Source organism: Ramlibacter sp. (assembly GCF_013697775.1).
In the GTDB taxonomy this organism is placed as follows: domain Bacteria; phylum Pseudomonadota; class Gammaproteobacteria; order Burkholderiales; family Burkholderiaceae_C; genus Ramlibacter.
This window is the reverse complement of record NZ_JACCWG010000061.1, coordinates 1-10,344: the sequence shown is the minus strand read 5'-3', so window position 1 is coordinate 10,344 and position 10,344 is coordinate 1. Positions and strand designations below refer to the sequence as shown.

Annotated in this window: 12 protein-coding genes; 5 read left to right on the top strand and 7 right to left on the bottom strand. The window is 69.0% G+C overall.

The features are described from left to right. Window positions 1–84: 84 nt before the first annotated feature. The gene (locus H0U68_RS03540; protein ID WP_296352785.1) at window positions 85–573 is read right to left on the bottom strand and encodes a hemerythrin domain-containing protein; all 489 of its coding nucleotides are present in this window, start codon (window positions 571–573) and stop codon (window positions 85–87) included. 213 nt (window positions 574–786) lie between these two features. On the opposite strand from H0U68_RS03540, the gene H0U68_RS03535 reads away from it, so the two are divergent. The 3 genes from H0U68_RS03535 to H0U68_RS03525 all read left to right on the top strand — a co-directional run bounded on the left by H0U68_RS03535 (window position 787) and on the right by H0U68_RS03525 (window position 2,231). Next, entirely contained in the window at window positions 787–1,095 is a 309-nt protein-coding gene (locus tag H0U68_RS03535; protein ID WP_296352784.1) for a hypothetical protein, read from the top strand. A gap of 132 nt (window positions 1,096–1,227) precedes the next feature. Then, window positions 1,228–1,614 carry a response regulator gene (locus H0U68_RS03530; RefSeq protein ID WP_296352783.1) on the top strand — a complete coding sequence of 129 codons (387 nt, stop codon included), beginning with the start codon at window positions 1,228–1,230 and terminating at the stop codon, window positions 1,612–1,614. A gap of 11 nt (window positions 1,615–1,625) precedes the next feature. Then, complete coding sequence (locus H0U68_RS03525; RefSeq protein WP_296352782.1) at window positions 1,626–2,231, top strand: thioredoxin fold domain-containing protein; 606 nt, start codon at window positions 1,626–1,628, stop codon at window positions 2,229–2,231. Between the two features lie 21 nt (window positions 2,232–2,252). Here the strand turns inward: H0U68_RS03525 and H0U68_RS03520 are convergent, their stop codons facing one another. The 3 genes from H0U68_RS03520 to H0U68_RS03510 form a co-directional block, all read right to left on the bottom strand. Beyond that, window positions 2,253–2,906, bottom strand: coding sequence for an ABC transporter ATP-binding protein (locus H0U68_RS03520; RefSeq protein WP_296352781.1), 654 nt, complete (start codon window positions 2,904–2,906; stop codon window positions 2,253–2,255). Beyond that, on the bottom strand, window positions 2,903–3,856 hold the full coding sequence (miaA, locus tag H0U68_RS03515; RefSeq protein WP_296352780.1) for a tRNA (adenosine(37)-N6)-dimethylallyltransferase MiaA: 954 nt from the start codon (window positions 3,854–3,856) through the stop codon (window positions 2,903–2,905). The genes H0U68_RS03520 and miaA overlap by 4 nt, the downstream gene beginning before the upstream one ends. Window positions 3,857–3,988: 132 nt before the next feature. Beyond that, entirely contained in the window at window positions 3,989–5,182 is a 1,194-nt protein-coding gene (locus H0U68_RS03510) for a multidrug effflux MFS transporter (RefSeq protein ID WP_296352786.1), read from the bottom strand. Between the two features lie 170 nt (window positions 5,183–5,352). Here H0U68_RS03510 and H0U68_RS03505 point away from each other — a divergent pair, with 170 nt between their 5' ends. Beyond that, window positions 5,353–7,293: a PAS domain-containing sensor histidine kinase gene (locus H0U68_RS03505; protein ID WP_296352779.1), complete on the top strand. Its 1,941-nt coding sequence runs from the start codon at window positions 5,353–5,355 to the stop codon at window positions 7,291–7,293. 58 nt (window positions 7,294–7,351) lie between these two features. Beyond that, window positions 7,352–8,116 carry a type I 3-dehydroquinate dehydratase gene (gene aroD / locus H0U68_RS03500; protein ID WP_296352778.1) on the top strand — a complete coding sequence of 255 codons (765 nt, stop codon included), beginning with the start codon at window positions 7,352–7,354 and terminating at the stop codon, window positions 8,114–8,116. 179 nt (window positions 8,117–8,295) lie between these two features. Here the strand turns inward: aroD and H0U68_RS03495 are convergent, their stop codons facing one another. The 3 genes from H0U68_RS03495 to H0U68_RS03485 are packed head-to-tail and all read right to left on the bottom strand — an operon-like array spanning window position 8,296 to window position 10,230. Further along, window positions 8,296–8,673, bottom strand: a complete 378-nt coding sequence (locus H0U68_RS03495; protein ID WP_296352777.1) for a hypothetical protein — start codon at window positions 8,671–8,673, stop codon at window positions 8,296–8,298. A gap of 33 nt (window positions 8,674–8,706) precedes the next feature. Beyond that, complete coding sequence (locus tag H0U68_RS03490; protein WP_296352776.1) at window positions 8,707–9,885, bottom strand: S8 family serine peptidase; 1,179 nt, start codon at window positions 9,883–9,885, stop codon at window positions 8,707–8,709. A 36-nt stretch (window positions 9,886–9,921) separates the two neighbouring features. After that, entirely contained in the window at window positions 9,922–10,230 is a 309-nt protein-coding gene (locus tag H0U68_RS03485; protein ID WP_296352775.1) for a hypothetical protein, read from the bottom strand. Between the last annotated feature and the right edge of the window lie 114 nt (window positions 10,231–10,344).

Below are 10,344 nucleotides of genomic sequence, written 5' to 3'. Positions count from 1 at the left end.
GCGCTGTACCGGCGCGCCGGGTTCGGTACCGCGTGGGCGACCGGATACTGGCAACGGCCCTGAGCATCCGCCCGGGGCGAATGCTCAGGCCGCTTGGCCGGTGTCGGCCATCAGTTCTTCCTTGCGTGCTTCCAGTTCCTCGCGAATGGCGATCAGGTCCAGCTTGCGGGCGGCGCGTGCCTTCGGGAACATCTCGTTCTTCTCTTCCTTCACGTGGTGGTCGATGTACTCGCCCAGCACGGTGACCTTGGCATCGAACATCTCGTCGGCCTCGCCCATGCCCTGGATCTGCGCGATCAGGTCCTTGGCGCTCTGGTGCTCGACTTCGGCTTCGGCCAGCATGTCGGTGTCCTTCAACACCGCGCGCAGCGCCGGGTAGAAGATCTCTTCCTCGATCTGCGCGTGCACGGTCAGTTCCTGGCAGATCTGGCGGGCCAGTTCCATCTTCTTCTGGCCAGCACTGCGCGCGCGCGAGCCGGTCAGCTCCTCGTATTGCTTGAACATTTTCTTGACGTTCCTGTGGTCGGCATCGAGCAGGTCGCAGGCGTCTTTGGCAGCACGGGAAGCAGGCATGGTTTCTCCTTGGTTGAATGCGACCAATGATGTTCAGCGGCGCGGCCAAGCCCTGTAGGAGAATGTCGGCAAGCGCGCGAGTGCAGCGCCGACGGACGAGACCACGCGGTATCGTGCATCCGTTCCGGCGCGTGCAATCGCGTGGCACCGACAGCTGAGCCTGCGTACGCTCCCTTAATCTGCTGCATCGCAAGAGAGAGAAGAGGCCCTTCCATGATGGACACGTCCAAGACCTTCGCGCCTCCCGCGCCGCTGGAACAGGCGCGCACCAAAGCCGGCAAAGTCCAGCGCGACCTGGAAATCGCCACCGCGGAACTGGGGCTCGCGCACGACGCGCTGGACCGCCACCTGCCGCCGGACGGCCGCGAGGCCGACGTCTCGTGGGCCATCGACCAGAATGCGGCCGTCGAGCAGAAGCTGGAAGTGGCGACCGAGGAACTGGAAGAAGTCTCCGGGCTGCTGCAGCGCGAGATGGCCGAGCGCGCCCGCCTGGAACGCGCCCTGGCCGCACGGGGCGGCTGAGGCGTTCGTCCCAGGCGCACAAGCGCATCAACGGCGCCATGGCCGGGCTGTGCCGGCCTCACAATCGAGGGCATTGGCCCAGGCCGTTCGCCGCGCCGCCCCTTTCTCTTTGCGTCCCAGGAGACTTTGCACGTGCCCATCCGGGTGTTTCTGGTGGAGGACAGCCGGCACATGCACGGCTTGATGGAGGACCTGCTGTCCGCACTGGGCGACTTCCAGATGGTCGCGACCGCGCCGACCGAGGCCGAGGCCAAGCTGTGGCTGGAAGAGCACCCGGGCGGCTGGGACCTGGCGGTGCTGGACCTCATCCTGGAGCAGGGCAGCGGCATGGGCGTGATCCCGCGCTGCAAGGCGCAGGGCGGCGGCAAGGTGGTCGTGTTCAGCGACTACGCCACGCCCGGCGTCAGCCGGCACTGCCTGAAATTGGGCGCCGACGCGGTGTTCCAGAAATCCGGGGAAATGCAGGCATTCATCGCCTGGTGCGCGGCGCTGGGCGGCGCGGCCGCCGCCAATCCCTGACAATGCGGCCCATGAACATGCGCTTGATTCCCGTGCTGCTGGCCGCCGTGCTGGCAACGGCCGCGTGCAAGGACGCGGGCAACTCCTCTTCCCCCTCCGGCGCCGCTTCGGCCAGTGCGCCCGCTGCCCAGGCGCCGGTGTCGCTGGACGCCATCGCGGCCGAGGCCAAGGGCTTCTCGGTTGGCCCGGCGATGAGCGCGCGGGTGGTCTACGTGTTCTTCGACGCGCAGTGCCCGCACTGCGGCGCGCTGTGGGAAGCGGCCAAGCCGCTGAAGAACCAGGCGCGCTTCGTCTGGATTCCGGTGCGCCTGCTCAACGACAGCAGCCTGTCGCAGGGCGCGGCGCTTCTGGCCGCGTCCGACCCCGTTGCCGCGATGGACGCGCACGAGGCATCGCTGCTCGCCAAGTCCGGCGGCATCGCGGCCGGCGGCGTGGCCGACGCGCAGAAGGCCGCGGTGAAGCACAACACCGAGCTGTTCACGCGCTACAGCTTCGGCTCGGTCCCCACCCTGGTCACCAAGCAGGCGCAGACCGGCGCGGTGGTGACGCAGGAAGGCTCCATGCAGACCGGGCAGCTGGCGGTGTTCCTCGGCGTGCCGGTGCCCGGCGGCTCCTGAACGGCCACCACGCCGGCTCGCTCAGGCGATGCCGTCGCCGCGCAGGTGCAGCACGCGGTCGGCGCGCGCCGCCGCCGCTTCCGAATGCGTGACCAGTACCAGCGCGGCGCCGTGGCGGCGCGCCTGGCCGATCAGCACGTCCATCACGCGCGCGGCCGTGCCCGGGTCCAGGTTGCCGGTGGGTTCGTCGGCCAGCAGCAGGCGCGGGGCATGCACCAGCGCGCGGGCGATTGCCACGCGCTGCAGCTGCCCGCCGCTCAGCTGCTGCGGCAGGCGCAGGCCCAGGTCCTCCAGGCCGACAGCCTGCAGCATCTCGCGCACGCGCGCAGCGTCGGGCCGCCCGAGCAGCAGCAGCGGCAGGCCGACGTTCTGCGCCACGTCCAGGTGCGGCAGCACGTGGAAGGCCTGGAACACGAAGCCGATCTTCTCTCGGCGCAGCAGCGCGCGGCGGTCGTCGTCCATCGTGCCGAGGTCGGCGCCTTCGACGGCGACGCTGCCCTGGTCCCAGTGGTCCAGGCCGGCCAGGCAATTGAGCAGCGTGGATTTGCCCACGCCCGACTCGCCGACGATGGCGACGAATTCACCGGCGGCGACCTCCAGCGAGACGTTGCGGAACACGGCGGCGTCGCCGTAGAACTTGGCGAGGTCGCGGACCTGCACGGCGGCGGTGCTCATCGCAGATGCTCCATCAGGCGCTCCAATGCGTCCGGCGCGTCGCAGGGAACGGCCGTGCGCTGCATGCCGCGCAGCCAGGTCAGCTGGCGTTTGGCGAGCTGGCGCGTGGCGAAGATGCCGCGCTCGCGCAGCGTGTGCAGGGGAAAGGGCGCATCCTGCGTGTCCAAACCGCGCGCCTCGTGCGCGTCCAGAAGCTCCCAGGCCTGCCGGTAGCCCACGCAGCGCATGCTGGGCAGCTGCGCCGACAGATCGCCGCGCGCGCGCAGAGTGCGCACCTCGTCGAGGAAACCGGATTCCAGCATCGCGTCGAAACGCTGCGCGATGCGCGCGTGCAGCCAGGCACGGTCGTCCGGCTCCAGCGACAGGAAAACGTCCGGCTGCACGCCGTTCCTGGCGCCGCCTTGCGCATGGAAGTCCGACAGCGGGCGGCCGGTGAGCCGGAACACCTCCAGCGCGCGCTGGATGCGCTGCGCGTCGTTCGGCCCGAGCCGTGCCGCGGTGGCCGCGTCCACGCGCGCCAGTTCGGCATGCAGCGCCGGCCAGCCCTGCGCCGCGGCCTGCGCCTCGATTTGGGCGCGCAGCGGCGCGTCGGCCGGCGGCATGGCGTCCAGTCCGTCGAACAGCGCCTTGAAGTACAGCATGGTGCCGCCCACCAGCAGCACGGCGCGCCCGCGGCCGTGGATCTCGTCGATCAGCCGCCGCGCGTCGCCAGCGAACTCGGCCGCGCTGTAGGGCTGCGCCGGGTCGCGGATGTCGATCAGGTGGTGCGGCCGCGCCGCGCGCTCGGCCGCGCTCGGCTTGGCGGTGCCGATGTCCATGCCGCGGTACACCAGCGCCGAATCGACGCTGACGATCTCCGCATCCAGCGCGTGCGCGATGGCCAGCGCCGCCGCCGTCTTGCCGGCCGCGGTGGGCCCGGCCAGGGCCACCAGGCGCAGGTCAGGCCGCATGGGGGTGGCTCCAGGAAAGCCGGACAGCCTTCACCGCAGAGACGCAGAGGACACGGAGGGCCGCAGAGGAATCGATTTTTTTCTCGGCGGCCCTCTGCGCTCTCCGCGCCTCTGCGGTGAATGCCCCCGCTTTCATGCGGCAGGCGCCACCCGCCCCAGGCGCTGCACCAGCGTCCAGGCGATGCCGGCAATGCAGACGCTCCAGAACCACACGCCGTTGGCCAGCGCGAACACGCTGCCGTCCAGCCGCGTGCCGACCCAGCGGCCGACGCCGAAGGCGACCAGCGTCAGGATGAAGCCGTTGAGCGCCGACGCCGCGCCGGCCGCCTGCGGAAACGGGCCGACGGCGCCGCTCTGCCCGCAGGGCTGGTGCACGCCGTGGCCCAGCATGAACAGCCAGTACGGCAGCAGGATGGCCCACACCGTGTGCACGCCGGCCAGCGCCAGCACGCCCATGGTGGTGCCGCCCGCCAGCGTGGCCACGGCCGCCAGCGCCACCGTGCGCTGCACGCCGAAGCGCGGGATCAGCCGCCGGCACGCGAAGGTGCCGAGGATGTAGACCAGCGACATCGAGAACATCGCCAGCCCGTACTGCGTGCGCGTGAGCCCCAGTACCTTGATGAACACGAAGGACGACGAAGCCAGGAAGGTGAACAGCCCCGCATAGGCGGCGGTGGACAGCAGGCTGTAGGCGATGAAGGTGGGGTGCCGCACGATGGCCGCCCAGGTGGACGCCAGCATGCGCGGCTGCAGCGCCTGCGGGTTGCGGCGCGGCACCGTCTCCTGGTAGCGCAGCGCCACCAGCGCCAGCGTGCCGGCGCCGAACACGCCGAGCACCGCCAGCGCGGAGCGCCAGCCCGACACGTCGGCCAGCAGGCCGCCGACCGGCGCGCACAGGCAGGCGATCACGCCCAGGCCGCTCAGGCCCTTGGACATCACGCGGGCGCCGGCTTCGGGCGTATAGAGGTCGCGCACGATGGCGCGCGCGCACATCACCGCCGCGCCCATGGCCGCGCCCTGCAGCGTGCGCCAGACGATCAGCAGCGGCATCGACGGCGCCAGCACGCAGCCGATGGACGCCAGCGTGTACGCGGCCAGCCCGGCCAGCAGCACCGGCCGGCGGCCGAAGCGGTCCGACAGCGGTCCCCACACCAGCTGCGAGGTGCCGAAGGCGAGCAGCAGCGCGGTCAGCGTGAGCTGCGCCTGCGACAGGGGCGCGCCGAAGCTTTCGGTGAGGCCGGGCAGGGCCGGCAGGTAGACGTCGGTGGTGATCGGCTGGATGCCCAGCAGAAGGGACAGCAGCAGGACGACGGTGGCGGGCGACATCGTCGCGGCCCGTCCGGCGGCCGGGACGGCGTGTGGCGTGGCGGGCATCGCGCAAGCGTAGCAGATGGACCGCGCTGTAGGACGGCGCCGAATGATGGCGGGCGACGAAGCCGCGCTCGAGGTCGCCACCCATAATGCACATTTGCTGTGCGCTCCGCCTTCGAGCAGACTTGGACAACACACTCGCCGACGATCCTCCCGCCTCCAGCGTCGAACAGCGCCTGCAGCTGCTGATCGATGCCGTGGTCGACTACGGCATCTTCGTGCTGGACACGGAAGGCCGCGTGAACTCCTGGAACAGCGGCGCGCAGAAGCTCAAGGGCTACACCCGCGCGGACATCCTCGGCCAGCACTTCTCCGTTTTCTATCCGCCCGAGGCGGTGGCCTCCGGCTGGCCGCAGGAGGAACTGCGCCGCGCGCGGCAGAACGGCCGCTTCGAGGACGAGGGCTGGCGCCTGCGCAAGGACGGCAGCCGCTTCTGGGCCAACGTCGTCATCACGGCGCTGTACGAGCCCGACGGCCGGCTGGCCGGCTACGCCAAGATCACGCGCGACCTGACCGAGCGTCGCGCCCACGAGGAGCAGCTGCGCGCCAGCGAGGAACGCTTCCGCCTGCTGGTGGGCAGCGTGCGCGACTACGCCATCTTCATGCTCGACCCCGACGGCCTGGTGCGCAGCTGGAACTCCGGCGCGGCGGACATCAAGGGCTACCACGCGGCCGAGGTGATGGGCCGCAGCTTCTCGATGTTCTACACGCCGCAGGACCGCGAGGCCGGCGCGCCCGAGGCGGAACTGGCCACGGCGCGCGCCGAAGGCCGGGTGGAAACCGAAGGCTGGCGCGTGCGCAAGGACGGCAGCCTGTTCTGGGCCAACGCGGTGGTGACCGCGGTGCACGGCCACACCGGCGAGCTGATCGGCTTTGCCAAGGTCACGCGCGACATGACCGAACGCCGCCGGCTGCAGGAGCTGGAGCTGTCCAGCCGGCGCACCAACGAATTCCTGGCGATGCTGGCGCACGAGCTGCGCAACCCCCTGGCGCCGATCCGCAACGCGGTGACCATCATGCAGCTGGAGACCGTCGGCAGCCCGGCGCTGCGCAACTGCCGCGACGTGATCGACCGGCAGCTCACGCACATCACGCGGCTGGTGGACGACCTGCTGGACGTGGGCCGGCTCACCACCGGCAAGATCAAGCTGCGGCGCGAGCTGGTGCGCTTTGCCGACGTGGTGGCGCGCAGCGTGGAAACCGTGCGCCCGGTGGTCGAGGCGCGGCGCCACACGCTGCGGCTGGACCTGCCGCCGGCGCCGGTGTGGGTGAACGGCGACTCCACGCGGCTGTCGCAGGTGCTGCAGAACCTGCTGGTCAACGCCGCGCGGTACACGCCCGACGGCGGGCAGATCGTGCTGCGGGTGCAGCCGGGCGAGCCGTTCTTCCTGGTCACCATCACGGACACCGGCCGCGGCATCGAGCCAGCGGACCTGCAGCGCATCTTCCAGCTGTTCGCGCAGACCGAGAGCGGCACCTCCGCGGCCAGCGAAAGCGGGCTGGGCATCGGCCTCACGCTGGCGCGCTCGCTGGCCGAAATGCACGGCGGCACGCTGGACGCGTCCAGCCCCGGCCTGGGGCAGGGCAGCACCTTCACGCTGCGGCTGCCCACGGCCGCCGGCCTGGCCGACGCGCAGCCCGGGGAGGCGGCGGAAGATGGCCTCGGCGGCGGCCTGAAGGTGCTGGTGGTCGACGACAACCGCGATTCGGCCGACAGCGCCGCCGACATCCTGCGCCTGCTCGGCCACCAGGTGCAGACGGCCTACAACGGCGCGTCGGCGCTGGGCGTCGCGCTGCAACTGCAGCCCACGGTGGTCCTGCTGGACCTGGCCATGCCGGGCATGGACGGCTTCGAGACGCGCCGGCTGCTGCGCGCGCAGCCCGGCCTGGACCAGACTTTCTTCGTGGCGATGACCGGCTTCGGCAACGAGGAGGACCGCGCCCGCACCCGCAGCGCCGGATTCGACGCCCACCTGACCAAGCCGGTGGAGCTGGATGCGCTGATCGCTGTGCTGAACGCCGCGCGCGACGGCGGCGAGGGCGCCCACCGGCCGATCGCGAGCTGAGGCGGGCCATCCGATTCGGAGCAGGTGCTTCGGAGCAGCCGCTTCGTACAATCGCGCGATGCGCGGCATCACCATCGACGGACGGGTTCTCGGTTCACCGGGCGTGCCGGCCATCTGCGCGCCGCTGGTGGCGCGCACCGCCGACGCGCTGCTCGCCGAGGCGCGGGCCGTGGCCGCCCGGCAGCCGGACCTGCTGGAGTGGCGGGTCGATTTCTTCGACGGCATCGCCGACCCGGCCGCAGTCGCCGCGCTCGGCCCGCGCATCCGTGAAGCGGCCGGCGGCCTGCCGCTGCTGTTCACGCGGCGCTCGCAGCGCGAGGGCGGCCAGCCGATCGCGCTGAACGAGGACGGCGTGGTCGCGATGTACCGCGCCGTGTGCGACGCTGGCGGCGTGTCGCTGGTCGACTTCGAGATGGACAACGACGCCGGCCACGTGTGCGAGATACGCGCGATGTCGCGCGAGCGCGGCATCGGCCTGGTGCTGTCGTTCCACGATTTCGAGAAGACGCCGCCGGTGGATGCGCTGGTGGACCGCTTCGCGCAGGCGCACCGCCTGGGTGCCGACGCCGCCAAGCTGGCGGTGATGCCGCGGCGCGAGGAAGACGTGCTGGCGCTGCTGGAGGCGACCCTGCGCGCCAGCCGCGCGCTGCCGATTCCGGTGATCGGCATGTCGATGGGCGGGCTGGGCGCCGCCAGCCGCCTGTGCGGCGGCGCATTCGGCTCGGCGCTGACCTTCGCGGTGGCGGGGGAGGCGTCGGCGCCTGGGCAGATGCCGATCGAAGGGGTGCGGGCGGCGCTGGAGACGCTGTGGCGGGCTGGTTAGCCGCCGTCCAATTCCAGTTGTCAGCGGTGCTGGCCGAACTCCGTCCGGTCATGGACAGATCGCGGCACAGGGTGGCTGTGAAGCCAGACTTCTCTTCGGTCTTCCGGCAGGCAAGCTTTCACCGACCGACCCTTGGGTCGTCTTGCCCCCGAGTCGGGACAAGACGACCAAGGAGAGGTCTAGATGGGCTGGATGGGAGGAGGTGTCACGCAGGGCACCCCTTCCGTCACATACCCGCTGGTGGAGCTTCGTTCGGTGAACCCCAAAGCGAGCGCCTTATCGAGGTCGGCCGGCGCAATACTGAACGAGTACAACAGGGTCAGGGACTCCGGCACACGTCCTCCGGGCATCGGGAGTTGCTCAGGCAACGCGGGAAAGCACCGGGCGGACCGCACGGAAATGCCCGCATGCGCAAGCTGATCTGCGAATCCCGTGGTGTTGCCAGTGATGTCCATTCCCTGCGCCGGCTTGGCGACCCCGACCCATTCGGCCGCGCTACCGCCGCATCCGCAAATCGACATCGCAAACGCTGCCGTAAGGACAAGGCGGAGTTTCATGCTGATGTACTCATTGGTTGCTTGGAAGCGCCGCTAGAAGTTGGGAACCTTGATCCGCCGATATGTCTGTGTGCCAGTGGGAGCGGGAAGCGCGTATGTAACGGGGAAGCTCCCGGTACCAACAATCCAAGCCGTTGCGTCGGCGACGCTCATGATCGGGTTTGTCGCCTTGACCGCGGCGTATAGCCCAGCCACATGGGGCGCGGCTTGTGAGGTGCCCTGAATTTCGAGCGTCTTGGTATTGCCACCGAATCCGTTAATGTCTCGCACGGAGCTCGACCTTATGGTTTGTCCGGGCGCGAGCAGAATGGGCCCGCTGAAGTTGCCGGGAATTCCAATATTAGAAAAGCCCGACAACGAAACGCCACTTGCGTCATTGAGCACCGAGCCCACTTTGGTGACGTTCGGGATGCACGACGGGAAGGCAAGGGACGTCTTGTTGCCCGCATTGCCTGCGGCGGCAATCACGGGGACAGTGCGCGAGATGAGGTCCTGCACGCGATTGCTGATCGCGGTGTCTGCCGCGGGGCAGTTGCCCGCAAACAGAGGTCCATCGAGGCTCATATTAACGGTTACCGGATTGGGGCCCGCCAAGCTGGTGCCGAGTATGAGGGTGTCCCCCAGTGCCGCCAGGAGATCCGCATTGAAGTACCTCAGGTTCGGGTACGAAATCCGTTGGGAGAACACCTGCATTGATACGAGATATGCGTCTGGAGCAACTCCCTGGAGGTTGAGGCTGGAGCTTGCCCGACCAGCCGCGATGCCGGCAACATGCGTGCCGTGCGAGCACTCCTCGCGGATGTTGGCGGCGCACTCGTAGTTGTCCGTAGGCGCACCAGAATTCGGCGTGCCGAAGTTGCTGTCCCCGTTTGGTTGCGCAGATGGGCAAATGCTTTGATAGATGCGGTCGGATGTGTTCGAGCCGTAGCACCCTTCGTGTGTGATCTTGGTCGCCCCGTTCATTTGGAACATCGCGTGATTCTTGTTGATTCCCGTGTCCATCACCACGATGTACTGACCTGCGGCCCTGTATCCGGCATTCCAAGCGGAAGGCATGTTGACGAGAACTGTGCTGTTCGACAGTGCGGGGCCACCTATCGGGCGATTCGCGACCACGCTAAGAATTCTCGGGTCGCGGGTGGCATACAGGCGGCGAATTTCCGGCGCAGTGAGGCGTACGTGTATTGCACCGATATCGGAAAAGTCGCGCATTACTTGCAGCGCAGGATTCGCGCCGGTCAGCAGGCCCTAGAACGCTCTTCGGTTTGCGGTAGCGTGAGTACTCCGCTCCCTCTGCGACATGTAGCCGCTCATCGCTGAAAAACTCGGCCCGCCCTTCAGGGTGATCACCACCTCGGCCGCACCGTACTTGTCCGCGACCGCCAGCGCATCGCCGTCCCACACGGCTTCACGTGTATCTGCATGCCCGATAGGGCGAATCGCCCGTACCTGTGGATTCAGCCGCAGCCCGTAGAAAGCACTCCGATCAATACTGAGTCCGCCCTGAACAATTCCGTTCTCAGCGGCAAGCCTGCTGGCGACGATGGTTGGCGACAATTACCTTGGCTGGTCGACGACAACTATCTTGGCCGGTTGAAGGCCTACGCCGGGCGGGTCCGGGAGGCGGGGCTACTGTGAGCTTTTCGACGACAGATCGAAGGCGAACGGAAT

Coding starts and splice junctions, on each gene's coding strand:
- aroD (WP_296352778.1), top strand. CDS start 7,352: ATGCGCGGCATCACCATCGACGGACGGGTTCTCGGTTCACCGGGCGTG.
- H0U68_RS03535 (WP_296352784.1), top strand. CDS start 787: ATGATGGACACGTCCAAGACCTTCGCGCCTCCCGCGCCGCTGGAACAG.
- H0U68_RS03520 (WP_296352781.1), bottom strand. CDS start 2,906: ATGAGCACCGCCGCCGTGCAGGTCCGCGACCTCGCCAAGTTCTACGGC.
- miaA (WP_296352780.1), bottom strand. CDS start 3,856: ATGCGGCCTGACCTGCGCCTGGTGGCCCTGGCCGGGCCCACCGCGGCC.
- H0U68_RS03540 (WP_296352785.1), bottom strand. CDS start 573: ATGCCTGCTTCCCGTGCTGCCAAAGACGCCTGCGACCTGCTCGATGCC.
- H0U68_RS03510 (WP_296352786.1), bottom strand. CDS start 5,182: ATGTCGCCCGCCACCGTCGTCCTGCTGCTGTCCCTTCTGCTGGGCATC.
- H0U68_RS03490 (WP_296352776.1), bottom strand. CDS start 9,885: ATGCGCGACTTTTCCGATATCGGTGCAATACACGTACGCCTCACTGCG.
- H0U68_RS03525 (WP_296352782.1), top strand. CDS start 1,626: ATGAACATGCGCTTGATTCCCGTGCTGCTGGCCGCCGTGCTGGCAACG.
- H0U68_RS03495 (WP_296352777.1), bottom strand. CDS start 8,673: ATGAAACTCCGCCTTGTCCTTACGGCAGCGTTTGCGATGTCGATTTGC.